Genomic DNA, 25,525 nt, shown 5'->3' with positions numbered 1-25,525 from the left:
ACAGTGGGTGCCACTCAGGTCGCGGTCCACGCGCAGCAGATTCCGATCCCGCCGATCGACTACGCCGCCATCACACCGGTGCTGGTCGTGCTCGGCGCCGCCTGCATCAGCGTGCTCGTCGAGGCGTTCGTGCCCCGCCGGTCCCGCTGGACCACCCAGGTCGCGCTGAGCCTGCTGGCCCTCGTCGCCGCCGGGATCGCCCTCGGGCTGCACGCCCGCTCCGGCGGCACCGGCGTCACCACGCTGTCCGACGCGCTGGCCGTGGACGCGTCCACGCTGTTCTTGTGGGGGACGCTGCTCGGCCTTGGCATCGCGGCGATCCTGCTCATCGCGGACCGCTCGGTGGAACCCGGTGGCGCGTTCGTCGCCGAGACCGCCGCCGAAGCCGAGCAGGACCCCGGCAACCGCGGCGGGGGCACCGGGATGCGCACCGAGGTGTTCCCGCTCGCCCTGTTCTCGCTCGGCGGCATGATGGTGTTCTGCGCCGCGAACGACCTGCTCACCATGTTCATCGCGCTGGAAGTGCTGAGCCTGCCGCTGTACCTGATGTGCGGGCTCGCGAAGCGCCGCAGGCTGCTCTCGCAGGAAGCGGCGGTGAAGTACTTCCTGCTCGGCGCGTTCGCCTCCGCGTTCTTCCTGTACGGGCTGGCGCTGCTCTACGGCTACGCCGGTTCGGTGCGGCTCGCCGACATCGCCGAGGCCACCTCCACCAGCGACCGATCCGAGACGCTGCTGTTCGCCGGAATCGGGCTGCTCGTCGTCGGCCTGCTGTTCAAGGCCTCCGTCGGCCCGTTCCACACCTGGACGCCGGACGTCTACCAGGGCGCGCCCACCGCGGTCACCGGGTTCATGGCGGCCTGCACCAAGGTCGCCGCGTTCGGCGCGATCCTGCGGGTGCTGCAGGTCGCGCTGCAGGCGTCCAGCTGGGAGTGGCGCGGCGTGATGTGGGCGGTCGCGATCGTGTCCATGGTGATCGGCGTGGTCCTCGGGCTCACCCAGAACGACATCAAGCGGATGATCGCCTACTCGTCCATCGCGCACGCGGGGTTCCTGCTCATCGGGTCGATCTCCCTCACCGAGCGCGGCCTGTCGGGCACGATGTTCTACCTGCTGGCCTACGGCTTCACCACGGTCGCCGTGTTCGGTGTGATCAGCCTCGTGCGCACCGCGGAGGGTGAGGCTACTCACCTTTCCGACTGGGCCGGGTTGGCGAAGCGTTCACCGGTGCTCGCCGCCGTGTTCACGTTCCTGCTGTTCGCCCTCGCCGGAATCCCGCTGACGAGCGGTTTCATCGGGAAGTTCGTGGTGTTCGAGGCCGCGCTGTCGGACGGGATGGCCCCGCTGGTGGTGGTGGCCCTGGTGGCCAGTGCGGTTGCGGCGTTCTTCTACCTTCGTGTCATCGTGCTGATGTACTTCAGCGAGCCGGCCGCCGACGGGCCCACCGTCAGCGTGCCGGGTGCGTTCACAACCGCGGCGATCACGTTGGGCGTGGTCGTGACGCTGTTGCTGGGCGTGCTGCCCACGGTGGCCCTGGACTGGGCCGGTGTGGGTGGTTTCGTGTCGTAGAGTGCCCGCCCGTAGGGCGACTCGGTGGGGGAGCGAAGGCGACGGTGACGTGAGCAGCCCATCTGGTGAACCGGTCAGGAACGTGGCTGGCAGTACTGCTGCGAGCGGGTTCGACATCGACGATCCGGCGCTGGCCGAGTCGATCTCCGCGGGCATGGCCCGGGTCGAAGCGCTGCTGCACGAGTCGGTGCGCAGCGAGTTCGACTTCGCGACCCGCACTTCGCTGCACCTGGTGGACGCGGGAGGAAAGCGGTTCCGGCCGCTGTTCGCGCTGTTGGCGGCGCACTTCGCGGACCCGTCGCCGGACGACGTGATCACCTCGGCGGCGGTGGTGGAGATGGTGCACCTCGCGACGCTGTACCACGACGACGTGATGGACGAGGCCACGATGCGCCGCGGCGCGGCCAGCGCGAACGTGCGCTGGGACAACTCGGTGGCGATCCTCACCGGCGACTTCCTGATGGCGCACGCCTCCCGGATGGTCGCCGACCTCGGCGCCGACGCGGTGCGGCGGATGGCGACCACCTTCGAAGCACTGGTCACCGGGCAGCTGCGCGAGACGATCGGCGCGGGTGAGGGCCAGGACCTGGAGGAGCACTACCTCCAGGTGATCTACGAGAAGACCGGTTCGCTGATCGCGACCTCCGGCCGGTTCGGCGCGACCGCGGCGGGTGCGACCCCGGAGCAGGTCGCGGCGCTGGAGTCGTTCGGCAAGAGCATCGGCATCGCCTTCCAGATCTCCGACGACGTGATCGACATCGCCTCGCCCGCGGCGGACTCCGGCAAGACGCCCGGGACCGACCTGCGCGAGGGCGTGCTCACGCTGCCGATGATCTACGCCAGGGACGCGGCGGACACCGATCCGCGGCTGCTGGAGCTGCTGGGCGAACCGCTGCACGCGGACGAGGACGTGGCGGAGGCGTTGAAGCTGCTGCGCGAGTCCAGCGGCTTGCGGCGGGCCCGCGCCACGCTCGACGAGTACGCGCAGGAGGCGCGGGCGGTGCTGGCGGAGCTCCCGGACTGCTCCGCGCGGACCGCGCTGGAGGCTCTGGTCCACTACGTGGTGGCCCGGACCCGCTGACGGCCCGGGCGCGGCCGTCGGGGACCGCTCGGAGCTCGGCACGTCTGCGGTGTCGGACAGTGAACGCTCGGCGTGGGTGAGTCACTCCACCGGGGCTGATCTTGGTCCCGGTCGGGTGGAGTGTTGCGTCGAGGTACGGGGTGGAGCGTGCGCGGAGTAGCCTGTCCACGCTCACGGTGCCCCACGTGGCCTTTGAGGGAGGGCGTCGCCGGTGGTGTGGCTGTTTACGCAGGTGTGGTTGTGGAGTGTCGCCGCGTTCCTGCTCGGTTCTGTGATCACCTGGTTGCTGTTCGTGCTGCCGCTGCGGCGCCGGCTGCGGAAGGTGACCTCCGAGTTCACCGAGTACGTGGAGCACCAGGACGCGCGCCACGACCGGCAGATCTGGCGCAGCCACCAGCCCTCGCCCCCGCTGGGCGTGGAGCGCACCGCGGTGCAGCCGCGCTGGGAGCAGGACGCCGGGCAGCTCGCCGAGCCGGACGAGGACGACGAGCCGCGCACCGCGCGGTTGCCGGAGCCGGAGCGGCCCACGGCGCCGGCCGCGCAGACCTCGGCTGCTCGCACCCCGGCAGCTCAGCCCGCGGCTGAACCCGCGCCCACCGCCACCACCGACGCGCGCGCCGAGGTCTCGGTGCGCGGCGGTTCCCAGGTCGCCGACCTGGTGGTGGACGACGGCGCCACCTGCGCGCACGAGCCCGCCGAGCAGCCCGCCCGCACCCCCGGCGATCCGTCCCTCCCGGTCCGGAACCCGGGCGCCTGGAAGGACGACAGCCCCTACGCGGGCCGGTCCAGCGGTGGCTGGTGGCCCAGCCGCGTCCGCGAGGACGAGGACAGCGGTCCGCGGCCGGGAACGGCCCAGCGTCCCGAGCAGTCCCCACGTCCTGAGCAGGATCAGCGCCCCGAGCAGCCCCAGCGTTCCGACGCCGCGCAGTCGAGCCGCCAGCCCGCCGGAGCGCCGTGGACCATCCCGAACGACCAGGACGGCGGCGAGGACGCCGAACGCCCCACCTCCGCGGACATCGGCCAAGCGCTCGGGCGCGGCGCGAACACCGACCCGGTGGCCGACCGGCCCGCCGAATCGGCCAGCACCTGGTTCCAGAAGTACGCCGCCGCCGACGAGTCCGAGATCGCCCGCCCCGCCCGGTCGGCCGCGCCGACCGGCGACGGGACCGAGATCTTCACCCGGCCCGAGACCCCGCTGCGCCCGGGCCCGCCCGGGCTCTCCGGCGCCGCCGAGCTGTCCGCCGCGCTGGGCCTGTCGGATCTGTCGGATGCGCCGCGGCCCGCCTCGGAGGCCCCGCGCGACGCCGAACCGGCCCGCGAGCCGGAAGCCGAACCGACCTGGACCGAACCGGAACCGGCCCGTGCTGGGGACGACCACGGCTTCGCTGGGAACCTGCGCGCGCTGGTGGAGAGCCGGGCGCACGAGTTCACCGACCAGGCCGCGCCCGAGCAGGCCTCGGACGTCCCGGTGATCGCCGAGTCCGAGCAGACCCCGCTGCCGCGCCGCACTCCCGGCGCCGGCCCGCGCCCCGGCATGCAGCAGCGCCCTGGCCGGTCGCAGGCGGCCTGGCACGCCGACCCGCAGGCGCAGGCGAACCGCAGGCGCGAGTCGCTGGCCGCGCCGCAGGAGCCGTCGCAGCAGGACGGCCACATGGTCAAGGGCGATTTCGCTTCGCGCCGCTACCACGCCCCGGACTCGCCGCACTACGACCGCGTCGTCGCCGAGGTGTGGTTCCGGACGGAGGCCGACGCGGAGGAAGCGGGCTTCCAGCACTGGAACTCCGGCTCCTGACGTGACCCGAAGCCGCCTCCGCCACGTCGCGGGGGCGGCTTCGTCGTGCGCGCCTCAGGGCTGCGGCGGGCGCTCCAGCAGCCGGGACAGCACGACCGTGGACACGGTCCGGCTGATGAACTCGACGCCGCGCAGCCGTTCCAGCGCCGTCTCCAGGTGGTGGATGTCGGCGGCCCGCAGGTGCACGATCGCGTCCGCGGGCCCGGACACCGTGTAGGCGGCGACGACTTCGGGCAGCGGTTCGAGCCCGCTGCGGATGCGGTGGGTCGGCACGTTCCCGTGGCAGTGCACTTCGACGAAGGCCTCGGTCCCCCAGCCCAGCGCCTCGGGGTCCACGACTGCGGTGAAGCCGCGCAGCACGCCCTGGTCCAGCAGCTTGTCCACCCGCCGCTTCACCGCGGGCGCGGACAGACCCACCACGGCGCCGATCTCGGCGTAGCTCGCGCGGGCGTCCGTCACCAGCTGCGAAACGATTCGCTGATCCAAGGTGTCCATGCGCAACATACTGCCGCATTTCGCGCAATGGAGCGTTGTTGAAGGTCGCCGGAGGCGGGATTAGATTTCGTATCATGACGACCGCCCTTGTGGATCCGCGCGCCGAGACCCGGACCGGATCCCGCACGCCGACGCCGCGCGACTACGTGATGTGCCCGCCGGAGCACTTCGCCGTGGAGTACGTGATCAACCCGTGGATGGACCCGGACCGCCCGGTGGACGTCGAGCTCGCGCTGCGCCAGTGGGAGGAGCTGAAGCGCACCTACGAGCGGCTGGGCCACTCGGTGTCGGTGGTGCCCGCGCAGCCGGGGCTGCCGGACATGGTGTTCGCGGCGAACTCGGGCACGGTCATCGGCGGCCGGGTGCTGGGATCCCGGTTCCGCGCCGAGCAGCGCGCCGCGGAGGCCGAGCACTTCCGCCGCTGGTTCGCCGGGAACGGGTACCGCGAGATCGTGATGCCGTCGCGGATCAACGAGGCGGAGGGCGACTTCGCGTGGACCGGCGGCCTGCTGCTGGCGGGCACCGGCTTCCGCACCGACCCGGAGGCGCACGCGGAGGCGCAGGAGGCGCTGGGCGTGCCGGTGGTGTCGTTGCGCCTGGTCGACGCCCGCTTCTACCACCTGGACACGGCGCTGTTCGTGCTCTCGCAGGGTGAGCACCCGCAGATCGCCTACTACCCGGAGGCGTTCTCGGCGGGTTCGCGGCGGGTGCTGGAGCGGCTGTTCCCGGACGCGGTGGTCGCGGACGCCGCCGACGCGGAGTGCCTGGGGCTGAACGGCGTGTCCGACGGGCGGCACGTGGTGCTGCCGCTGGAGGCGACGGGCTTGGCCGCGAAGCTGCGCGACCGCGGTTACGAGCCGATCCACGTGGACGTCTCGGAGCTGCGCAAGTCCGGTGGCGGACCGAAGTGCTGCACGATGGAGCTGCACGGCTGACCGGCCGCGCGGACGGGGGCGCCGACGGTTCCCCGCAACCGCCGGCGCGGAACGATCACTGCTCCAGCACTGCCTGCACGCCGAGTTCGATCTCGATGGTCGGACCGACGACGGCGATGCCCTTGGCGAGGGTGGCCTGCCAGTTCACCGCGTAGTCCTCGCGGCGCAGCGTGGTGGTGGCGCGGCAGGCGGCCCGCCGGTCGCTCTCGAACCCGGGGCCCTGCCAGGTCCGCTGCCCGAGGTAGGCGGTGTCGAGCTGCACGTTGCTGCTGGTGCCGCGGAGCGTGAACGCGCCGTCGATGAGCCAGCGGTCGCCGCGGACCTGGTGGAACTTGGTGCTGCTGAAGTACAGCTTCGGGTAGTTCTCCACGTCGAGGAAGTCCGCGGACTTCAGGTGGGTGTCCCGCATGTTGACGCCGGTGTCGATGCTGTCCGCGTCGATGACGACGTCGATCCGGGAGTCCTCGAAGCGCCGCGCGACCTGGATCTGGCCTTCGAAGGAGTTGAACCGGCCGCGGATCTTCGACATGCCGACGTGCTGCGCGACGAAGTGGATCTCGGTGTGGGTGGGGTCGAAGGTCCAGGTGCCGGGCTGCGGCAGCGCCAGCGAGTTGTCCGACTCCAGCCGCACGCCGCCGAGCGAGGTGTGCTGGTTGACGCGGACCTCGATGCGAGCGCTCTTGCGCTTGAAGCCACCCGCGTTGATCGAGATCTTGTGCATGCCCGGTTGCACCGTTGCGAGGAACGAGCCGTAGCTGTCCGTGTCGGCCTGTGCGATCTGCTGGTTCAGCCGGTCGGTGATGGTGACCGTGGCGCCCGGCAGCAGCTTGCCCATATCGTCGTGCACCTGGCAGCTGATGACGCCGCCATCGAGGGGGGTTTCCGGCAGGTAGCCGGCGTTCCCGGCGCCGGGCCGTGGTGCGGCGCCGGTGTTCCCGCGGCGCCTGCGCAGTTTGGCGAACATCTTGGATCCTTTCCGCTCTCCCGCCACCCCCTGTGCGGGAAAGTTGTTCTTTCGGTGGCGCGGGTCATGCTAGGCCGAAACGATCTCGGCGTCCCGGTCCCGTGCACACTGATCCAAACTGTGCAGGTCATCGTTGCACAACGGTCGAACCGGTCTGGACCTCTCGGGTGGTGCGCGGCACTCCGCGGCAGCGGAACTTCACCCGCGCGCCGCGCGTTTTCCCAGTGGATCCCGACCGGGACGGCGCAACGATTCCGCAGGTCGGGGGCGATCCCAGGAAGGTCCGGAGGCGAACGAGCGGTGAGCGGCGACAGGCACGGAGGGCACAGCGCGGTGGGTGGGCACTTCAACGGACTCAAGACCGCGCTGCTGCTGGGCGGGATGAGCGCCCTGGTCCTTCTGGTGGGCTCCTTGTTCGGCCGGCTGGGCCTGGTCGTGGCGCTGGTCGTGGCGCTCGGCATGAACGGCTACGCCTATTTCAATTCGGCAAAGCTGGCGTTGCGTTCCATGCACGCACGACCCGTCTCGGAGGCGGAGCAGCCCGCGATGTACCGCATCGTGCGGGAGCTGGCGACCTCCGCGCGGCAGCCGATGCCCGCGCTCTACATCAGCCCCACCCGGGCGCCGAACGCGTTCGCCACCGGCCGCAACCCGCGCAACGCCGCGGTCTGCTGCACGACCGGCATCCTCGAACTGCTCGACGAGCGCGAGCTGCGCGCCGTGCTCGGGCACGAGCTGTCCCACGTGTACAACCGGGACATCCTGATCTCCAGCGTGGCCGGGGCGTTGGCCAGCGTGGTCACCTTCCTGGCGAACTTCGGCATGCTGTTCGGCATGTTCGGCGGGCGCGACGAGGACCGGCCGAGCCCGGTCGCGATGCTGCTGATCGCGCTGCTGGGGCCGGTCGCGGCCGCGGTGGTGCAGATGGCGGTGAGCCGGTCCCGCGAGTACCAGGCCGATGCCTCCGGCGCGGAGCTCACCGGCGACCCGCTGGCGCTCGCCTCCGCGCTGCGCAAGCTGGAGCGCGGCACCCAGCAGGCGCCGCTCGCCCCCGAACCGCAGCTGGTCTCGCAGTCCCACCTGATGATCGCGAACCCGTTCCGGCCGGGGGAGCGGATGGCCCGCCTGTTCTCCACCCACCCGCCGATCAGCGATCGGGTGCAGCGGCTCGAAGGGATGGCCGGCCGCAGGCTGCTGCCCTGACGCGTCAGGTCCCGGCGCCCCCCGCGCGGGCGACCTCCATGACGTACTCGCCGTAGGCGGACTTCGCGAGTTTGCTGCCGAGCGCATGGCACTGGTCGGCGGAGATGAACCCCATCCGCAGCGCGATCTCCTCCAGGCAGGCGATCCGGACGCCCTGCCGGTGCTCCAGCACCTGCACGAACTGCCCGGCCTCCAGCAGCGAGTCGTGCGTGCCCGTGTCCAGCCACGCGTAGCCGCGCCCCAGCTCGGTGAGGTGGGCGCGACCCTGCCGCAGGTAGGCCATGTTGACGTCGGTGATCTCCAGCTCGCCGCGGGGTGAGGGCGCCAGGCCGCGGGCGATCTCCACCACGTCGTTGTCGTAGAAGTACAGGCCGGTGATGGCCTTGTTCGACCGCGGCCGCTCCGGCTTCTCCACGATGGAGACGAGCTTGCCGTCCGCGTCGACCTCGCCCACCCCGTAGCGGTGCGGGTCGCGGACCGGGTAGCCGAACAGCGTGCAGCCGTGCAGGTCCCGGGTGGACTGCTGCAGCACTCGCGAGAAGCCCTGGCCGTAGAAGATGTTGTCCCCCAGCACCAGCGCCACCGGGTCGCCGCCGATGAAGTCGGCGCCGATCACGAACGCCTCGGCGAGCCCGTTCGGCTGCGGTTGCTCCGCGTACTCGATGTTCAACCCGAGCTGCGAGCCGTCCCCGAGCAGGCGCTGGAACAGCGGCAGGTCCACCGGGGTGGAGATCAGCAGCACGTCCCGGATCCCGGCGAGCATCAGCACCGACAGCGGGTAGTACACCATCGGCTTGTCGTAGACGGGGAGCAGCTGCTTGGACACGCCCTGCGTCAGCGGGTGCAGCCGGGTGCCGCTGCCTCCTGCGAGCACGATTCCTCTCACCCGGCATCCCTCCAGAGCCCGTGGGTCGGTCCCCACGGTAGTCGACCGGATTCGGGGATCCGTGCGGTTTCCCGGCGGCAGTGGGCCGCCGCACTGCCGCATCGCGCTGGGCGGGCCAGGTGATGGGCCTCCTGGGCCGCCGGGCGCTGAACCTTCCTGGATCGTCTTCTCCGCGGCCCGGTCGCCCCGATGCCCGCGTCGCCCCCGTTCGGGCGACTGCGGCGATCGTGGGCGGTGCTGCGGGTGCGTTCCGACATCCCGGACCGGGTGCTGCCTCCCCGTGATGGCACCCGGCCCGGCCGCGCCGGTCCGCGTCGGGGCGTCCGACGATCAGCGGAAGTTCTCGAACTGCAGCGCCACGTCGAAGTCGGTGGCCTTCAGCAGCTGGATGACGTTCTGCAGGTCGTCCTTCTTCTTGCCGGAGATCCGCAGCTGGTCGCCCTGAATCTGCGCCTGCACGCCCTTCGGGCCCTCGTCGCGGATCTTCTTCGAGATCTTCTTCGCGACGTCCTGCTCGATGCCCTGCACCACCTTGCCGCTGACCCGGTAGATCTGCCCCGAGCTGGCGGGCTCACCCACGTCGAAGGCCTTCAGCGAGATGCCCCGCTTGATCAGCTTCTCCTTGAAGACCTCGATCGCGGCCCGGCACCGCTCCTCGGTCTCGGACTCCAGCACGATCCCCTCCTGGCCGGACCACTGGATCTTCGTGCCGGTGCCGCGGAAGTCGAACCGGTTGGCGAGCTCCTTCGCCGCCTGGTTCAGCGCGTTGTCCACTTCCTGCCGGTCCACCTTGCTCACCACGTCGAACGACGGGTCTGCCACCTCGCGCACCTCCTGTTGAAACGGGCCCTGTCGCCCGGACACGCTACCGGCCCCACCCCCTCGGGAAGCGGTCGCCGCGAGTCTGTATCCTTGTTCCCGCAAGCCAGCGCGAGCCGGCTAGCGACGCCAGGTTGCCCGAGCGGCCAAAGGGAGCTGACTGTAAATCAGCCGCGCAAGCTTCGGAGGTTCGAATCCTCCACCTGGCACACCAGCCGAAACGGCCCGGTGACCTGCAAGAACAGGGTCACCGGGCCGTTTGCTGCTGTCCGGCTGTGTACGGTCCCTACCGGCTCTGTACGGCTAGTTCTGGCCAATCCCTGGCCACGGCCCGAGGGCTGCGCCGACTCGATCCCGGGCGGCTTGCTCGCCCCCGTCGAGGCACTTCGCGTACACCCGCAGGACAGCAGCGTTCGAGCCTGCACCGGATTCGCCACCGACTGCGAATCGACCTGGCGGAGACGCGCGGTAGGCCGCTTCCCCTTGACCGCTTCCAACGGGTTGTCCGTCAGAGCCGTCTTTGCCCAGACCGTGCCCGAACTTCCCGAACCACCACCGAGACAGCCGTGTTTTCCGTAGGATCATCTCCGCATTGACCTTGATCCGGTGGGCGGACCTGCACAGATCATCAAAGTTCAGCTGGGGGATGACATGACTGGAACAACGGGCAAGAGGGCCCGGATGGCGATCCTGACTTGCGCGGTGGCCGGGACGGTCGGCCTGATCGGGTCGACAGCGCAAGCCGCTGCGCCCGAAGAGGCAACGGCTCCCGCGTCACAGGCGCACGCGTACGGTGGCTGGTACGTGGCGGTCGATGACAATGTGAACGTCCGCAGTGCTCCCAGCCTCGGCGCTCCGGTGACCGGCAAGCTGAACAGGGGAGACCGGGTTGTGATGCCGCAGCAGGGCGTGCACGGCGATACCTTCGGCCCAGTCTGCGGGCATGCCGTACCCAACAATGTCTGGTGGCCGATCGAATATTTCGGCGGGATCCACTACGTGGCGGCTCCCTGCCTGACACAGGGCGAGTGAGTTCACGCGGTCACCTCTGAGTGGCGACATGAAATGGGATCGGTCTTCGCGTGGACGCATGATGGAGCACCCGGTCAATCAATGGTCACATTGACCCGCGCCACAAAGTCTCCGCACGTCAGAGCTTTACAGGCGCCACTCTGCAAATCGGCCGCGCAAGCTTCGGAGGTTCGAATCCTCCACCTGGCACACCAGCCACAACGGCCCGGTGACCTGCAAGAACAGGGTTACCGGGCCGTTCTGCGTTGTCCGGTCGCCTGACGACGACCCCGCGTCGGCTGGGTTTGGGCGTTCTCTGGCAGTCGAGCCGCTCCGAAACCGTCACGTGCGGCTTGTCCGTCGCGGCTGAGGCACTTCGCGTCCGCCCGTAGGGCGTGAAACTCCGTACCGGCTCAGGTCGTGATCCGACAGGGCTCCGTGGGGAGTGGAGTCAAGTGGAATCGTGACGTGCGGGGGTGTTCCACCTCCGAAGGGAGATGTCAGACGGGCGCCTTCCTGCCGCTCATCGCAGGATGCCGACGACGGCCCAGGTGTTGGCGACGGGTGATGCCGGGTCGGGTTCGGAGTCCGGCCGCCAGTTCGTGACGAGCGTGGCGCCCGGTTCCAGGACCTCGTATCCCCCCAGCAGCCCGGGGGCTTCCGCGATGGGGCGCGGGAAAACCGGGGTGGAGGTGCGCTGGTAGATCGCCAATCCTTCGTCCACAGTGGACCGAGCGAGGCTTTCGGCGGTGGTGTGCGAGATGGCCAGGAAGCTGCCGGGGACGCAGGCGTCGCGGTAGGTGGCGAGGATTCCCGCCGGGTCCTGGTCGTCGCGCACGAAGTGCAGCACGCTGATCGCGAGGACCGCGACCGGCTTGCTGAAGTCCAGCAGGTTCGCCACGCCGGGCGCAGACAGCACTTTCTCGGGTTCGGTCAGGTCGGCCTGGGTGACGGACACCCGTTCGTCGCCGCGCAGCAACCGGCGGCTGTGCGCCACCGCGATCGGTTCCCGGTCCACGTAGGCGATGCGGGCTTCCGGGTCGATCTGGTGGGCGATCTCGTGCACGTTGCCGACGGTGGGCACGCCGGATCCCAGGTCGAGGAACTGGTTCACGCCGGATTCCAGGCACATCCGCACGGCTCGGCCGAGGAAGGCGCGGTTCGCGCGCGCGGTGGAGGCCACGCTCGGCAGCACCGCGATCTGCTCGTCGGCCGTGGCGCGGTCCACCGCGAAGTTCGCCGAGCCGCCCAGGTAGTAGTCGTACATCCGGGCCGCGTTCGGACCGCTCGTGTCCGGGCTACCGGTGATGCCGGACAGGTCGGGCGCGGACTGCCGTTCCGGGTGCACCGGAACCTCCTCTGCTGAGACGGTGAGCAACGGGAAGTATGCGCGGTCGGCCGGTGCGAACGACAGAGCGAATCTTTGGTGGCGGACGTCGAACTGCTGCGCCGCCACCTCGGTGTCGACCGGTGGATGGTCTTCGGAGGGGCGTGGGGTTCCACGCTGGGGCTCGCGTACGCGGAACTGCACCCGGAGCGGGTCACCGAACTCGTGCTGTTCAGCGTCGGCACCACCACGCACCGCGAAGTCGAGTGGATCACGCAGGACATGCGGCGCGTGTTCCCCGAGCAGTGGGAGCGGTTCCGCGCCGGCGTCCCCGCGGCCGACCGGGACGGCAGGCTCGTCGACGCCTACAGCCGGTCGCTGCACGACCCGGACCCCACCGTGCGGGCGAGGGCCGCGCTGGACTGGTGCCGCTGGGAGGAAGCGCACGTGGCGGTGGGCCACGCCCGCCCCGATCCTCGCTACGCCGACCCGGAGTTCCGGCTCGCGTTCGCGCGGCTGGTCACGCACTACTGGCGGCACGACGCGTGGTTCGCGGACGGTGAACTGCTGCGGAACGCGGTGCGGCTCAACAGGATCCCGGGGGCGCTGGTGCACGGCCGGAGCGACGTGAGCACGCCGCCGGACACCGCGTGACACCTGGCGCAGGTGCGGACCGACGCGGAACTGCGCCTGGTCGACGACCAGGGGCACGGCGGGCGCGGTGCCGTGGCGGACGTGCTGGTCGAGGTGACGGGCCGCTTCGCCGGGCGCTGATCCGGTCAGCCGCTGCTGGACGAGTGGGCCGACGACCAGGCGTCGCGCGCGGCGCGCTGCGTCCGCGCCACCTCCGCGAACGTCCCGCCTTCCTCGTGCTCGGCGAGCGCTTCGGCGATCCCGGTGAGCACGTCCGAGGTCTCCGCCGCCGCGCGGGCGAACGACGCGTGCAGCGGTTCCGGCACCGAGCTCGTCGGGCCCTCGTCGGGCCCCGCGTCCCGGTCGATCGCGACCGCGGCGTCCCAGGACGCGCTGACCTGGGCGAACGCGTCCAGCAGGTTGCGCCAGGCGGTGATCTGCTCGGTGGTCGGTTCCGGTGCGTTCATGGGTCTCCTTCCGCCGGTCTCCGCCGGAGGGTGCCCACCCCGGGACGCGATCACGCGTGGTGGTCGAGCTCGTCCCGCGGCACCGGACCGGCGCGCCGGGGCTCTGATTCGGAGTGGTCGTGCGCGGTGCCCCCGCGCCGCTCGCGGTCCCACCCCGGTAGTCGCGGCCCACCGTTCGAGCTGGTCGGTGGCCTGACTTCGATGCACCGCGCGACGCACGACCTCGACCGGTACGAGCCGTACCGCATCTCGCTGGCGATCAAGGCGAACCGGCTGGTGTTCGTCCCCGGTCAAGCGGGGATCGACGAGCACAGGCCGCACCGTCGGCGCGGGAGACCGGGCCCGCGCCGCCCGGGAGGGGCGATCGGTCCGGACCCGATCGGTCGATGCGCTGCTCAGGCCGCTCGCCGGCATCGAGGACGTCGAACTCGCCTGAGCGGCCGGGGCGCGGTCAGGTGTGGAAGACGAGTTCGTCCGCCTGCGCCAGCCCGTCCTCCAGGGCGGTGCGGTCCGCCGCGGCGAGGGTGTCGGGGAACCCGGGTCCGGCCGCCTTCACCAGCACCAGGAGCTTCTTGCCGATGCCGCGCGCCTGGGTGGTTCGGAGCAGCGGGGCGCTCAGCGCGCTCCGGGAATCGGTGATCAGCCGCCGGTAGCGGTGGTTGAGCTCGGCGTGCTCGTCGAGGACGGCCAGCGCCGCCGCGAGGCGGGACAGCTCGGGGGAGGGGACCAGCTCTTCCGACACGCACCGCAGGTTAGAGGTCGCGGTCGAGCCCGCCCTGCGCGGTGCCGACCTCGCATCACCCGAACGGAGGGCGGTCGAGGGCGTCGGAGCACCGCGCTCCCGAACGACTATGGGGATGTGAAGCGACCGCAGGTGCAACCGGACCCGGCGGCGGCGTTGCTCGAGATGTACGACGAGGCGCTGCCGCACGTGTACGGCTACCTGCTCGGTCGTTCCGGGGATCACGCGTTGAGCGAGGACCTGACCGCGGACACGTTCCTCGCGGCGGTGCAGGCCGCCCGGAAACGGTCGGGGAGTCCCCCCACGGTGGCGTGGCTGGTCGGCATCGCCCGGCACAAGCTCGCCGACCACTGGCGCGCGATCGGCCGGGAACGACGCGGGCTGGAACGGCTGGAACAGCAGGAACCACGGGACGACGAGGACCTGTGGGACGTCCGGTTGGACGTGTTGCGGGCACGGGAGGTGCTGGCGAGGTTGGGCGAGCACCATCGCGCGGCGTTGACGCTGCGCTACCTCGACGGGCTGCCCGTGCCCGAGGTCGCCGAGCACCTCGACCGGACCGTGCACGCCACCGAGGCGCTGCTGGTCCGGGCCAGAGCGGCATTCCGCCGCGAGTACGAAGCAACCAGCGACGCATCGGGCACCGGAGGAGGGCGACGGCGATGACCGACCCGTTCGACGCTCTTCGCGAGCCGATCGTGCCCGCCGAGCCGTCTCCGCAGTTCGCCGGACGACTGCGGGACCGGCTGGAGCGCGCGCTGCTCGACGACCGAGGAGTGACCATGACCGACACCGAATCCACCCGCACCGGCGCCGCCCGCGAGCAGCGGGTGGACCTGTCCGACCGGGTGGCCATGACGTTGACGCCGTACCTCGCCGTGTCGGACGCGCAGCGGGCGATCGACTGGTACGGCGCGGTGCTGGGTGCCCGGCTGCGCGCCGAGCCGTACGCGATGGCCGACGGCAGGCTCGGGCACGTGGAGCTCGACGTCGGTGGCAGCGCGCTGTTCCTGGCCGACGAGTTCCCCGAGATCGACATGCTCGCGCCGGTGCACCGCGGCGGCGCCAGCACGACCCTGCACGTCGAGGTTCCCGACGTGGACGCCGTCGTGCAGCGCGCGCGGGAGCACGGCGCGACCGTGGTGGGCGACGTCGAGGAGCACCCCTACGGCCGCTCCGGCCGGTTCGACGACCCGTTCGGCCACCGGTGGATGATCATGACCCCACCCGGGCGGGCCGAGGTGAGCTCCGAACCGGCGGCGCCGCGGCCACCGCGGCACGGGGACATCGACTACATCACCATCGCCACGCCGGACACCGCGCTCGCGAAGGAGTTCTACGGCGCCGTCCTCGGCTGGCGGTTCGGTCCCGGCAACGTCGAGGACGGCTGGCAGATCGAGGACGTGCAGCCGATGGCGGGGATGCACGGCAGCGACACCGGCGAGGTGACGCTGTGCTTCCGCGCGGACGACCTGGACGCCACGCTCGCCGAGGTGCGGGCGCACGGCGGGAACGCGGAGGAGCCCGCGGACATGCCCTACGGACGGCTCGCGACCTGCACCGACAACCAGGGGCGGACGTTCTACCTGCTGGGGGCCGCCGAGTGATCCGCAGGAACCGAACATCCGAATCCGACTTCCCGCGGCCGGCCACCCGGACCTGAGATCTCAGGGCCGAGCGCGCCCGATAGCCGGGCACGCAGGTCTCTCCACCCAGATCCGAAAAGCCGGCCCCGGGGAATCGGCCCGGAGGCCACAGGCCCGAGGGGCCGAGCCGAACCAGCGGGCCGACAGCGGGCCCCGCACCACCGCCACGAGCAGTCCGACGGGACTCGCCACCCGACCTGGCGAGGCGAGGAACCGACGACAGGAGGGGTTCAGCCGTGAGAGCGATCACCAGCCGCACGCCAGCCGCTCCACCGCGACACCCGCACGACGATCAACGTCAGGTGCGGTGGTCGCTGCCGGTACTGCTCGTACTTCGCCGCGAGCGCCGCCACCAGGTGCGGGTGCTGTTCCGCCTCGGCGAGTTCGGCGAGCCCGTCGGCCCGTGCCCACCACAGCCGCTCCCAGTCCTCGGCGTAGTGGTCCACCAGCAGGGCGACCTGCGGATTCCGCTCGATGTTGCGCAGGCGCCGCAGGGAGGTCGTCGACTTCGGCTTGTGGTCGACGGCGGTGACCAGCAGGTCGCCGTCGACCGCGAACGTGACCGGGACGAGGTGCGGCAGGCCCGCCGGGTCGGCGGTCGCCAGCCGGGCCACCCGGGACTCCCGGAACCAGTGGCGAGCCTGCTCGTGGCCGATGCGCATCGTGGAGCCCACTCCGTACCTTCGTGGTGTGCGAGCAGTTTCCGAACCAGGATCCGACACCGCGGTCGGTCCCAGCTACGCGGAGCACCGGCACTGGCTCCGCTACCAGGAGTTCTTCCCCAGCGGGCTCAGCCTGGAACCCGAGCCGGACGCGGAACCGCGCGGCTCGGCGAGCCGACGCCTGGCCGGCCGGGGCCTGCCGGCCGAGGCACTGCCGAACACGGCGGTGCAGCCCGAGGCACCGGCCCCGGGCATGCCGGTCGAGGAGTGGTGGTCCTGGCGCGGCAGACGCGTGCACCTGGACCGGATCGCGCGCCTGGACGCGCCGGCGAAGGTCATCGCGCTGCACGGGATCGGCGGCTACGGGCGGATGCTCACGCCCTACGGGCGGCTGCCCGCGCTCGCCGACCTGGAGTTCCTCGCGCCCGACCTGCCGGGGTTCGGCCTGACCTCCAGCGGACTGCGCAACGTCACCTACGCCGGTTGGCTGCGGTGCGTCACCGACCTGGTCGCGGCCGAGCGGCGAACGGACCAGCGGCCCGTGGTCCTGATGGGTGTGGGATCGGCTGGGCGGTTGGCCTACGACGTGGCGGCGCGCGCGGGAGCCGGTGGTTCGGTCGCCGGAGTGCTGGTGACGGGGCTCGCGGATCCGCGTCGCGACGAGGTGCGCCGCATGCTGGCGACCACGCCCGAGGTGGGCCGGTGGTCCGGACTCCTCGGGCTGCTGCCCGGTTCGGTGCCGATGCCGCTGCCTCCAGCGTGGGCTCCGGTGCGGTGGCTGGTGAACATCGCCGCGATGTCGAACCACGCCCAGTTCGCGCACGCCATCTGGGCCGACCCGCTCGCGGGCGGGAACTGGATGTCGCTGGGCTTCCTGCGCAGCTACCTCGTCGCCGCGCCCGCGGTGGAGCCGGAGGACTACGCGGGTCCGCCGGTGCTGCTGGCGCACCCGGCCGAAGACCGGTGGAGCCCGCCGCGGTTGTCCCAGGAGTTCTTCGACCGGCTCGGCGCGCGGGGGCGGTTCGCCGAGCTGAACGGGGCGGGACACCTGCCGACCGAGGAATCGGGGCTGGCTGATCTCGATCGAGCGGTCCGTGATTACGTAGACGAACTAGGCTTGACCTGACCGTTGCTCCGATTGACGGAACTGCGGTCACTCCCCGTGTTTCGTGGATACTCTCCGCATGGTCACTGATCGGTTGCTGCGGCCTTTTTCACATCGCCCGCTGCCGGGTCGTCGGGACGTGGCGGCACCGCAGCGGCCAGGATGGTACTGGTCGAAGCCGCTGGTCAGTTCGATGTCTGCGCAGGTGGTCCGAGCGCGCACCGCGCGCCGGTCGCCCGGAAAACGGATCTTGACGGCGCTCGGCGGGCCGCTCGGCCCTGGCCAACCGTGCCCGTCGTGAGTCACGATCGGCTCGGCAATCCGGTGCGACATTCGTGTCGCCGGGCAGGAGGAGGGTGGATGATCGAGAGTCACCACACCCTCGATCCGGAGGCGACGCTGGACACCCCGCGTCCGCCGGTGCGGGCCGAGGTCGATCCGGCGCGTCGGCGGGTGTTCACCGCGTTCTCCGCGGTCACGCTCCTGGTCGGACTGCTCGTCTCCGGTCTGACGTCCTCCGCGCTGGAGTTCCGCTACGACGCCAGCCTGCTCTACATCGGGCCGCTGCTGGCCATCGGCTTCCTCGTCGCCGAGCAGCTCACCATCGACGTCGACGTCAAGCGCGTCGGCTGGACCATCTCCTTCACCGAGATCCCGCTGATCCTCGGCCTGCTGACCGCGCCGTTCGAAGTGGTGCTGGCGGCCAACCTGCTCGCGGGGCTCGGCGCCCAGGTCGGGCGGCGCGCCGCCACCCACGTCGTCTACAACGCGGGCGTGCTGTGCCTGGAGATCGCGGTCCCCTTCGCGGTCGCCACGGCCGTGCAGCGCTCCCTGCCGGAGACCGCCCCGGACTGGTTCGGCCCGGTCGTCGGCACCCTCACCTCTCCGCTGATCAGCTGCGCCTTCGCGCTCGCCGCGCTGCACGTGCTCGGCGGGGCGATGCGGGTCAGCGCCGCCGGGCGGTTGTCCGTGCGCACCCTCGCGGTCGGCCTGCTCAACACCTCGGTCGGACTGATCGGTTACGAGGTCGCCAAGAGCACCCGCTGGGGTTGGCTGCTGGTGGCGCTGGTCGCGGTCGCCGTCGTCGGGCTCTACCGCGCCTACTCCGGGCTGCTGCGCGAGCAGCGCGACCTGGAGGCGCTGAGCGACGTGAGTCTCAGCGTCGCCAGATCCGGCCAGGCCGCCGTGCGCAACCCCTCCGAACCGGAGGACGACACCACCTCCGTCACCGAATGGGAACCGGTCGCGGAACGCATCCGCGAACAGCTCAACGCCACCCGCGTGGTGCTGCGCCTGCGGCTGGACCCGCGCGGCGAGGTGAGCACCCTCGTCGCGGGCGAACCGCTCCCCGAAGCCGCCCGGATCGCGGGGCCGCACGCGCTGCGCGACGACCCGCTGCTGCAGCTGCCGGGCAGCCACGTGCGGTCCTTCCGCACCCTCGAAGCGCCCGACGAGGTGCGCCGCGCGCTGCGGATGCGCGGCGCCTACGAATCGCTGGTGGTGCCGCTGCGCGGCGCGAACCAGCTGCTCGGCGCGGTGGAGGCGCACGACCGGGTCAGCCGGTGGCGCGGGTTCGGTCGCGCCGACGTGCGGTTGCTGCACACCCTCGCCAGCCACCTGGCGACCGCGATGGACAACCGGCGGCTGCTGGCGCGGTTGCGCCACGACGCCTACCACGACCTGCTCACCGGGCTGCTGAACCGCGCGGGCTTCCGCGAGATGGCGGCAGAGGAGTTGCGCGCCGGGCGGACCGCGGTGGTGCTGCGGGTGGACCTGGACCTGCTGACCACGGTCAGCGAAGCGCTCGGCTACACCTGGGGCGACCGGATCGTGGTCGCCGCCGGGCAGCGGATGCTCGGCGAGCTCGGGCCGGAGGTGCCGCTGGCCCGGTTGGAGGCCAACTCGTTCTCGGTGCTGCTCATCGACCACACCGAGGAGCAGGCGCACGCGGTCGGTACCCGGCTCTGCGAGGTCATCGGGGAGTCGTACCCGCTGGACCGGCTCGTCGTGGAGGCGGGCGGCGTCGCGGGCTTCTCCTCCTCGGCTCCGGCCGATGCGGAGGCCGAGAACGACATCGACACGCTGCTGCAGCACGCCGACGTGGCGGTGCGCGCGGCGCGCAACGCCAAGGACGTGGTCCGCGGCTACGCCCCGGCCATGGGCCAGGTGTTCCTGCGCCGCTTCCAGCTGGTCACCCAGTTCCGGCAGGCGCTGGACACCGGCCAGGTCGAAGTGCACTACCAGCCGAAGGTCGCGCTGCCCGGCAGGCAGGTCGTCGGCGCCGAAGCGCTGGTGCGCTGGTGGCACCCGGAGTACGGCCGGCTCGACCCGGACGAGTTCGTGCCGGTGGTCGAGGCCACCGGGTTGGTCGACGCGCTGACGTCCTTCGTGATGGAACGCGCGCTGATCAAGGTGCGGGAGTGGATGGACCGGGACCTGCGGATGTCGGTCGCGGTGAACCTGTCCGTGCGCAACCTCAACGACGAGTCCTTCCCGGACCGGGTCGCGGAGGCGCTGCGCCGCCACGACGTGCCGCCGGAACTGCTCACCTTCGAGCTCACCGAGTCCTCCGTGATGGAGGAGCCGGAGCGCTCCATGCCGGTGTTGCGGCGGCTGCACGCGCTCGGCGTGGTGCTGGCCGTGGACGACTTCGGCACCGGCTACTCCTCGCTGGCGTACCTGCGGACGTTGCCCGTCGACGAGGTGAAGATCGACAAGAGCTTCGTGCTCGGCATGGGCACCGATCTCAGCGACATGGCCGTGGTGCGCACCATCGTGGAACTCGGGCACTCGCTGGACCTGGTCGTGGTCGCCGAGGGCGTGGAGGACGACGCCGCCCGGGACCAGCTCGTCGGGATGCGCTGCGACATCGCGCAGGGCTACTTGATCTCGCGGCCGCTGCCGGAGGACCGGCTGGAGGCGTGGCTGCAGGCCCGGACGGTGAAGGCCCGCGGCGCCAAGTCCGAGACGGTGCTCACACTGGTGCACTGATCGTCCGCGGTGGCCGGATCCCGGCTCCTGCGGTCGAGAAGTGCCCGCTGAGCTGGGACTACCCCGAAAGAGGACCCCCGTCGCAAGGCCGGTTCGGCGGGTGTGTAGAGTTCTAATCGCTCCGCAAGGACATGCCCCAATAGCTCAGTCGGCAGAGCGTCTCCATGGTAAGGAGAAGGTCTACGGTTCGATTCCGTATTGGGGCTCGGAAAACAGTCGCGGTGCTCGGGTATCTGGGTGCTGCGGCTGTTTTGCATGAGGTAACCTCGGTGAAGAACCTGTCAGGTTGTCCTCGGCGGTGTAGCTCAGTCGGTAGAGCAAGCGGCTCATAATCGCTGTGTCGTCGGTTCAAGTCCGGCCACCGCTACCACTTCGGTTCGCCCACGCCTGTCGAGCGAGCCTCCTAGGACGCAGTACGAGAGAGGAAGGGCACCTCCGTGGCCGCCACCGACGTTCGCCCCAAGATCACCTTGGCCTGCGAGGAGTGCAAGAACCGCAACTACATCACCAACAAGAACCGGCGCAACGACCCGGACCGCTTGGCGATGAAGAAGTTCTGCCCCCACTGCGGTACGCACCGCACCCACAAGGAGACTCGCTGACCACAGCGCTCCCGACGGACTCGGAGAACCCGCCCGGCCTGCTGGCCGCGGCGGGTTCTTCGCGTCTGGTGCCGGAGTCCGGTGGTGCGGTCGGTAGCCTGCGCTGGTGCCGCTAGACCAGTCATTCATCGGACGTGAATACCCGCCCACGGAGCCCTACGAGGTCGGCCGCGAGAAGATCCGCGAGTTCGCCGACGCCATCAAGGACTCCTCGCCGCTGCACCGCGACGCCGCGGCCGCGCAGGCCGCCGGACATCCGGACGTGATCGCCCCGCCGACGTTCGCGGTGATCCTCTCGATGCGCGCGCACGACGCGGTGGTGGCCGACTCCGCGCTCGGGCTGGACTACAGCAAGGTCGTGCACGGCAACCAGCGCTTCACCCACCACCGCCCGATCCGGGCCGGGGATGTGCTGCGCACCTCCGTGGTCGTGGACGACATCAAGGCCCGCGCGGGCAACGACTTCCTCACGGTGCGCGCCGAGATCGCCACCGCGGACGGCGAACCGGTGTGCACGGCGATCTCGACGCTGGTGGCGCGCGGTACGGCGGAGCAGGGGGAACAGGCATGACGGTGCGGCTGTCCGAGGTGTTTAAGGGCGACGAGCTGCCCGCGCTGAGCGTCGCGGTGACCCGCGAGGACCTGGTGCGGTACGCGGGCGCGTCCGGGGACTTCAACCGGATCCACTGGAACGAGCGGTTCGCCACCGAGGTGGGCCTGCCCGACGTGATCGCGCACGGGATGTTCACGATGGCGCTGGCCGGCCGGCTGGTGTCGGAGTGGACCGGCGACCCGGCGGCGATCGTGGACTGCTCGGTGCGGTTCACCCGCCCCGTGGTGGTCCCGGACGACGGGGTCGGGGCACGGGTGGAGCTGAGCGGCAAGGTGTCCGCGGTGAACGAGGACGGCACCGCGAAGGTGCTCATCACGGCCCGCAGCGACGACCAGTCGGTCCTCGGCGGCGCCAACGCCGTCGTGCGGCTGCCGGAATAGCGGCTGATCGGCTCCGAGCGGCGTCATGGGCGCGGCCCGGCTCACTTCGCCTCGCCGAGCAGGTCGGCGACGCGCTGCACGCCGGCCACGAGGTCCTCGTCGCCGAGCGCGTAGGACAGCCGGAAGTAGCCGGGGGTGCCGAAGGCCTCCCCGGGCACCACGGCGACCTCGGCCTGCTCCAGCACGAGCTCGGCGAGCTCCGCGCTGGTCTTCGGGCGGGCGCCGCGGATCTCCTTGCCCAGCAGCTCCTGCACCGACGGGTACGCGTAGAAGGCGCCCTCGGGCTCCGGGCAGGTCACGCCCGGGATCGCCGAGAGCATCTCGACGATGGTGCGGCGGCGCCGGTCGAACGCGGCGCGCATGTCGGCGACGGCGTCCAGCGATCCGCTCACCGCCGCCAGCGCGGCCCGCTGCGACACGTTCGCCACGTTCGACGACAGGTGCGACTGCAGGTTCGCGGCCGCCTTGATCACGTCCTTCGGGCCGATCATCCAGCCGACCCGCCAGCCGGTCATCGCGTAGGTCTTCGCGACGCCGTTGAGGATCACGCAGGTGTCGGCGAGCTCCGGGACCTGCGCGGCGATCGAGACGTGCTCGGCATCGCCGTAGACCAGGTGCTCGTAGATCTCGTCCGTGATGACCCAGATCCCGTTGCGCACCGCCCACTCGCCGATGGCCCGGACCTGCTCCGGCGGGTACACGGCACCGGTGGGGTTGGACGGGGAGTTGAACAGCAGGACCTTGGTGCGCGAGGTCCGAGCGGCCTCCAGCTGCTCGACGCTCGCGAGGAACCCGGTGGTGTCGTCGGTGGGCACCACGACCGGCACGCCCCCGGCGAGCTCGATCGCCTCCGGATAGGTCGTCCAGTAGGGAGCGGGCAGCAGCACCTCGTCGCCCGGGTCGAGCAGCGTGGCGAACGCCTGGTAGACGGCCTGCTTGCCGCCGTTGGTGACCAGCACCTGGCTGGGGTCGACGGTCAGCCCGGAGTCGCGCAGGGTCTTCGCCGCGATCGCCTCCCGCAGTTCCGGCAGGCCCGCGGCGGGGCTGTAGCGGTGGTTGCGCGGGTCGGCGCAGGCCGCGATCGCGGCGTCCACGACGGGCTGCGGGGTGGGGAAGTCGGGCTCGCCGGCGCCGAAGCCGATGACGGGCCGCCCGGCCGCCTTGAGCGCTTTCGCCTTCGAGTCGACCGCGAGCGTCGCGGACTCGCTGATGCCGCCGACGCGGGCGGAGACGCGCCGCTTCGAGGTGCCTGACTCGGACTGGTCCAGTGGTGCTGACATGGGAACATCTTCGCAGAGCGCGAACCGGGGCGGCACGCTCCCCGCCTCGGCGTTCGCCGTTGTCGGACCGCCCGTGCAGGAGGCGCGGAGCGATCCCGTACACTTCCCGTCTTGGGATGCCGGTACACCCGCACCCGAACTCGGCGTAGGCCGGTTTCGGGGCTGGCGTATGGTGTGTTCCGACGCGGCCGACGGTCGCGAAGGGGTGTAGCTCAATTGGCAGAGCAGCGGTCTCCAAAACCGCAGGTTGCAGGTTCGAGTCCTGTCACCCCTGCGTCGATGCACACGGTGAGCGGAGGAAGCAGGCGTGAGCGACGACCGCGAGCAGGGGCCGGACGAGCAGCAGGATGCCGCTCAGCCCTCCAGCGCCGCCGCACGACGCGAGCGTCGCGCCTCCCGCGCTTCCGCCCGGCAGGGCGGTGCGGGCGGGCCGGACTCCGGTGCCACCCGCACAACTGAGTCGAAGGGTCGGCCGACTCCGTCGCGAGACGGCCGGAAGGGTCGGGTCTCGCCGTTCCGCAAGGTGTGGCGCTTCCTGCGCGAGGTCGTCGCCGAGCTGCGCAAGGTCATCTGGCCGACACGCCGGGCACTGATCACCTACACGCTCGTGGTGCTCGTGTTCGTCAGCATTCTGGTGGCGTTCGTCGCCGGCCTGGACGTGCTGTTCGCCAAGGGCGTGCTCTGGTTGTTCGGCTGAGCGCCACGGCCCGCGGCGAACAGCGGGCCGCTGTCGCGCCATCGACCCGGCGCATAACGCACGAGAGGAAGCGAGACCCACTGTGACCTCAGGAGACGGGACCTCCCACGAGGACCAGGAGTTGACCGGCCGGACCGGTGCGCCGGCCGAGGCCGAGGAGTCGGCGGTGGCCGACGACGTCGACTCCGCTCGCGGCGCCGACTCCGGCGAGGACACCGGTTCGACCACCGGCGCCGACGAGGAGGCCTCGGCGGACGACGCGGCGACCGACGAAGCGGCCGAGTCCGCGGAGTCCACCGAGGACGACGGCGCCGAGAGCACCGAAGCCGAAGCGGAGAGCGCCGAGGCCGAGGAAGCCGAAGCCGAGGAAGAGGCCGAGGCCGACCCGGTCGAGGAGCTGCGCGCCGCGCTGCGCCGCGCTCCGGGCGAGTGGTACGTCGTGCACTCGTACGCCGGCTACGAGAACAAGGTCAAGACGAACCTGGAGACCCGCGCCCAGACGCTGGACGTCGAGGACTACATCTTCCAGGTCGAGGTGCCCACCGAAGAGGTCACCGAGATCAAGAACGGCCAGCGCAAGCTGGTGCAGCGCAAGGTGCTGCCCGGCTACATCCTGGTTCGCATGGAGCTCAACGACGCCTCGTGGAGCGCGGTCCGCAACACCCCGGGTGTCACCGGGTTCATCGGTGCGACCTCGCAGCCTTCGCCGCTGGGCATCAACGACGTGCTGAAGTTCCTCGCGCCGCAGGCGGAGAAGGAAGCGAAGCCGGAGCAGGGCAAGAAGGCCGCCCAGCCCGCCGCGTCCGCGAAGCCCTCGGTCGAGGTGGACTTCGAGGTCGGCGAGTCGATCACCGTCATGGACGGCCCGTTCGCCACGCTGCCCGCGACGATCAGCGAGGTCAACGCCGACAACCAGAAGCTCAAGGTGCTGGTGTCGATCTTCGGCCGGGAGACGCCGGTCGAGCTGTCGTTCAACCAGGTTTCCAAGATCTGACCGGTTCCCCGGAAGCCCGGCGACGGGCCGACGAGGGGATTCCGGCGGCTGCGGCAGGCTCTGGCAGGACCTGCCGCGGGAACGGGCGATGCCACCGTCGTGGTCCCCGCCCGTGCCCGGCCCGTCCTCGGGTCGGGCGAACGGACACCGAAGACACTAGGAAGCTAGAGATGCCGCCCAAGAAGAAGAAGCTCGCAGCGATCATCAAGCTGCAAATCTCGGCAGGCCAGGCCAACCCGGCTCCGCCCGTCGGCCCGGCGCTGGGCCAGCACGGCGTGAACATCATGGAGTTCTGCAAGGCCTACAACGCCGCCACGGAAAGCCAGCGCGGCGACGTGGTGCCGGTCGAGATCTCCGTGTTCGAAGACCGCTCCTTCACCTTCAACCTGAAGACCCCGCCGGCGGCGAAGCTGCTGCTGAAGGCCGCGGGTGTGCAGAAGGGCAGCGGCGAGCCGCACAAGTCGAAGGTCGGCAAGGTCACCGCGGACCAGATCCGCGAGATCGCGCAGACCAAGATGGTCGACCTCAACGCCAAGGACCTCGACCAGGCCTCGAAGATCATCGCCGGCACCGCCCGGTCGATGGGTCTCACCGTCGAAGGCTGACGAACCGGCACGTGTGGGAGGGCTCGCGC

At 71.0% G+C, this 25,525-nt stretch carries 26 protein-coding genes and 4 tRNA genes; 21 read left to right on the top strand and 9 right to left on the bottom strand.

From position 1 onward, the window contains the following. Nucleotides 1-3 precede the first annotated feature (3 nt). The 3 genes from nuoN to LCD33_RS02740 all read left to right on the top strand — a co-directional run bounded on the left by nuoN (nt 4) and on the right by LCD33_RS02740 (nt 4,439). Entirely contained in the window at nt 4-1,566 is a 1,563-nt protein-coding gene (gene nuoN / locus LCD33_RS02750) for an NADH-quinone oxidoreductase subunit NuoN (RefSeq protein ID WP_224967089.1), read from the top strand. Between the two features lie 49 nt (nt 1,567-1,615). After that, nucleotides 1,616-2,647 carry a polyprenyl synthetase family protein gene (locus LCD33_RS02745; RefSeq protein ID WP_374201751.1) on the top strand — a complete coding sequence of 344 codons (1,032 nt, stop codon included), beginning with the start codon at nt 1,616-1,618 and terminating at the stop codon, nt 2,645-2,647. Between the two features lie 211 nt (nt 2,648-2,858). Next, nucleotides 2,859-4,439, top strand: a complete 1,581-nt coding sequence (locus tag LCD33_RS02740) for a hypothetical protein (RefSeq protein ID WP_224977479.1) — start codon at nt 2,859-2,861, stop codon at nt 4,437-4,439. 54 nt (nt 4,440-4,493) lie between these two features. On the opposite strand, the gene LCD33_RS02735 is transcribed toward LCD33_RS02740, so the two are convergent. Beyond that, nucleotides 4,494-4,934: an Lrp/AsnC family transcriptional regulator gene (locus LCD33_RS02735; RefSeq protein ID WP_224956927.1), complete on the bottom strand. Its 441-nt coding sequence runs from the start codon at nt 4,932-4,934 to the stop codon at nt 4,494-4,496. Between the two features lie 74 nt (nt 4,935-5,008). Here LCD33_RS02735 and ddaH point away from each other — a divergent pair, with 74 nt between their 5' ends. Then, complete coding sequence (gene ddaH / locus LCD33_RS02730; RefSeq protein WP_224956925.1) at nt 5,009-5,869, top strand: dimethylargininase; 861 nt, start codon at nt 5,009-5,011, stop codon at nt 5,867-5,869. A gap of 55 nt (nt 5,870-5,924) precedes the next feature. Here ddaH and LCD33_RS02725 read toward each other — a convergent pair whose 3' ends face one another. Next, nucleotides 5,925-6,833 carry a YceI family protein gene (locus LCD33_RS02725; RefSeq protein ID WP_224967091.1) on the bottom strand — a complete coding sequence of 303 codons (909 nt, stop codon included), beginning with the start codon at nt 6,831-6,833 and terminating at the stop codon, nt 5,925-5,927. A 333-nt stretch (nt 6,834-7,166) separates the two neighbouring features. On the opposite strand from LCD33_RS02725, the gene htpX reads away from it, so the two are divergent. Next, complete coding sequence (gene htpX, locus LCD33_RS02720) at nt 7,167-8,036, top strand: zinc metalloprotease HtpX (RefSeq protein WP_224956922.1); 870 nt, start codon at nt 7,167-7,169, stop codon at nt 8,034-8,036. A gap of 4 nt (nt 8,037-8,040) precedes the next feature. On the opposite strand, the gene rfbA is transcribed toward htpX, so the two are convergent. Beyond that, nucleotides 8,041-8,922 carry a glucose-1-phosphate thymidylyltransferase RfbA gene (gene rfbA / locus LCD33_RS02715; RefSeq protein ID WP_224977478.1) on the bottom strand — a complete coding sequence of 294 codons (882 nt, stop codon included), beginning with the start codon at nt 8,920-8,922 and terminating at the stop codon, nt 8,041-8,043. 330 nt (nt 8,923-9,252) lie between these two features. Continuing rightward, nucleotides 9,253-9,744, bottom strand: coding sequence for a YajQ family cyclic di-GMP-binding protein (locus LCD33_RS02710; protein WP_224967093.1), 492 nt, complete (start codon nt 9,742-9,744; stop codon nt 9,253-9,255). Between the two features lie 125 nt (nt 9,745-9,869). On the opposite strand from LCD33_RS02710, the gene LCD33_RS02705 reads away from it, so the two are divergent. Next, nucleotides 9,870-9,950, top strand: a tRNA-Tyr gene (locus tag LCD33_RS02705). 397 nt (nt 9,951-10,347) lie between these two features. Then, nucleotides 10,348-10,773: an SH3 domain-containing protein gene (locus LCD33_RS02700; RefSeq protein WP_224956919.1), complete on the top strand. Its 426-nt coding sequence runs from the start codon at nt 10,348-10,350 to the stop codon at nt 10,771-10,773. A gap of 502 nt (nt 10,774-11,275) precedes the next feature. Here the strand turns inward: LCD33_RS02700 and LCD33_RS02695 are convergent. Then, nucleotides 11,276-12,100, bottom strand: coding sequence for an SAM-dependent methyltransferase (locus LCD33_RS02695; protein ID WP_224977477.1), 825 nt, complete (start codon nt 12,098-12,100; stop codon nt 11,276-11,278). Between the two features lie 78 nt (nt 12,101-12,178). On the opposite strand from LCD33_RS02695, the gene LCD33_RS02690 reads away from it, so the two are divergent. After that, nucleotides 12,179-12,733: an alpha/beta fold hydrolase gene (locus LCD33_RS02690; protein ID WP_224977476.1), complete on the top strand. Its 555-nt coding sequence runs from the start codon at nt 12,179-12,181 to the stop codon at nt 12,731-12,733. A 125-nt stretch (nt 12,734-12,858) separates the two neighbouring features. On the opposite strand, the gene LCD33_RS02685 is transcribed toward LCD33_RS02690, so the two are convergent. Both LCD33_RS02685 and LCD33_RS02680 read right to left on the bottom strand, forming a co-directional pair. Then, nucleotides 12,859-13,179 (bottom strand): hypothetical protein, encoded by a 321-nt coding sequence (locus LCD33_RS02685; protein ID WP_224967094.1) that lies wholly within the window; start codon nt 13,177-13,179, stop codon nt 12,859-12,861. 451 nt (nt 13,180-13,630) lie between these two features. Beyond that, nucleotides 13,631-13,921: a hypothetical protein gene (locus tag LCD33_RS02680; protein ID WP_224956916.1), complete on the bottom strand. Its 291-nt coding sequence runs from the start codon at nt 13,919-13,921 to the stop codon at nt 13,631-13,633. Nucleotides 13,922-14,086: 165 nt separating this feature from the next. On the opposite strand from LCD33_RS02680, the gene LCD33_RS02675 reads away from it, so the two are divergent. Together LCD33_RS02675 and LCD33_RS02670 are read left to right on the top strand one after the other, a co-directional pair. Beyond that, on the top strand, nt 14,087-14,587 hold the full coding sequence (locus LCD33_RS02675; protein WP_255614190.1) for a sigma-70 family RNA polymerase sigma factor: 501 nt from the start codon (nt 14,087-14,089) through the stop codon (nt 14,585-14,587). Next, nucleotides 14,584-15,528: a VOC family protein gene (locus LCD33_RS02670; protein ID WP_224956912.1), complete on the top strand. Its 945-nt coding sequence runs from the start codon at nt 14,584-14,586 to the stop codon at nt 15,526-15,528. The genes LCD33_RS02675 and LCD33_RS02670 overlap by 4 nt, the downstream gene beginning before the upstream one ends. Before the next feature lie 269 nt (nt 15,529-15,797). Here LCD33_RS02670 and LCD33_RS02665 read toward each other — a convergent pair whose 3' ends face one another. Continuing rightward, on the bottom strand, nt 15,798-16,229 hold the full coding sequence (locus LCD33_RS02665) for a TIGR03668 family PPOX class F420-dependent oxidoreductase (protein ID WP_224956958.1): 432 nt from the start codon (nt 16,227-16,229) through the stop codon (nt 15,798-15,800). 28 nt (nt 16,230-16,257) lie between these two features. On the opposite strand from LCD33_RS02665, the gene LCD33_RS02660 reads away from it, so the two are divergent. From LCD33_RS02660 to LCD33_RS02630, 7 genes are all read left to right on the top strand, one after another. Further along, entirely contained in the window at nt 16,258-17,355 is a 1,098-nt protein-coding gene (locus LCD33_RS02660; RefSeq protein ID WP_224956911.1) for an alpha/beta hydrolase, read from the top strand. Between the two features lie 339 nt (nt 17,356-17,694). After that, on the top strand, nt 17,695-20,325 hold the full coding sequence (locus LCD33_RS02655; RefSeq protein ID WP_224956910.1) for a bifunctional diguanylate cyclase/phosphodiesterase: 2,631 nt from the start codon (nt 17,695-17,697) through the stop codon (nt 20,323-20,325). Between the two features lie 133 nt (nt 20,326-20,458). Next, a tRNA-Thr gene (locus LCD33_RS02650) sits at nt 20,459-20,531 on the top strand. Between the two features lie 88 nt (nt 20,532-20,619). Beyond that, nucleotides 20,620-20,695: transfer RNA gene (locus LCD33_RS02645), tRNA-Met, on the top strand. A gap of 67 nt (nt 20,696-20,762) precedes the next feature. Further along, a complete protein-coding gene (gene rpmG / locus LCD33_RS02640) occupies nt 20,763-20,927 on the top strand; it encodes a 50S ribosomal protein L33 (protein ID WP_224956909.1) in 165 nt (54 codons plus the stop codon). Nucleotides 20,928-21,033: 106 nt separating this feature from the next. After that, complete coding sequence (locus LCD33_RS02635; protein ID WP_224956908.1) at nt 21,034-21,498, top strand: MaoC family dehydratase N-terminal domain-containing protein; 465 nt, start codon at nt 21,034-21,036, stop codon at nt 21,496-21,498. After that, the gene (locus LCD33_RS02630) at nt 21,495-21,920 is read left to right on the top strand and encodes a MaoC family dehydratase (protein WP_224977475.1); all 426 of its coding nucleotides are present in this window, start codon (nt 21,495-21,497) and stop codon (nt 21,918-21,920) included. Before LCD33_RS02635 ends, LCD33_RS02630 begins: the two co-directional genes overlap by 4 nt. A 41-nt stretch (nt 21,921-21,961) precedes the next feature. On the opposite strand, the gene LCD33_RS02625 is transcribed toward LCD33_RS02630, so the two are convergent. Further along, nucleotides 21,962-23,200: a pyridoxal phosphate-dependent aminotransferase gene (locus LCD33_RS02625; protein ID WP_224967095.1), complete on the bottom strand. Its 1,239-nt coding sequence runs from the start codon at nt 23,198-23,200 to the stop codon at nt 21,962-21,964. A 201-nt stretch (nt 23,201-23,401) separates the two neighbouring features. On the opposite strand from LCD33_RS02625, the gene LCD33_RS02620 reads away from it, so the two are divergent. The 4 genes from LCD33_RS02620 to rplK all read left to right on the top strand — a co-directional run bounded on the left by LCD33_RS02620 (nt 23,402) and on the right by rplK (nt 25,496). Then, a tRNA-Trp gene (locus LCD33_RS02620) sits at nt 23,402-23,474 on the top strand. 33 nt (nt 23,475-23,507) lie between these two features. Beyond that, entirely contained in the window at nt 23,508-23,897 is a 390-nt protein-coding gene (gene secE / locus LCD33_RS02615) for a preprotein translocase subunit SecE (RefSeq protein WP_224956905.1), read from the top strand. Between the two features lie 121 nt (nt 23,898-24,018). After that, nucleotides 24,019-24,891 carry a transcription termination/antitermination protein NusG gene (gene nusG / locus LCD33_RS02610; protein WP_255614194.1) on the top strand — a complete coding sequence of 291 codons (873 nt, stop codon included), beginning with the start codon at nt 24,019-24,021 and terminating at the stop codon, nt 24,889-24,891. A gap of 170 nt (nt 24,892-25,061) precedes the next feature. After that, the gene (gene rplK / locus LCD33_RS02605) at nt 25,062-25,496 is read left to right on the top strand and encodes a 50S ribosomal protein L11 (RefSeq protein ID WP_224956902.1); all 435 of its coding nucleotides are present in this window, start codon (nt 25,062-25,064) and stop codon (nt 25,494-25,496) included. Nucleotides 25,497-25,525 lie beyond the last annotated feature (29 nt).

Origin of the sequence: Saccharopolyspora sp. 7B, assembly GCF_020177435.1 — a bacterium.
Classification (GTDB): Bacteria; Actinomycetota; Actinomycetes; order Mycobacteriales; family Pseudonocardiaceae; genus Saccharopolyspora_C; species Saccharopolyspora_C gregorii.
This window is presented reverse-complemented; position numbering and strand designations above follow the sequence as displayed.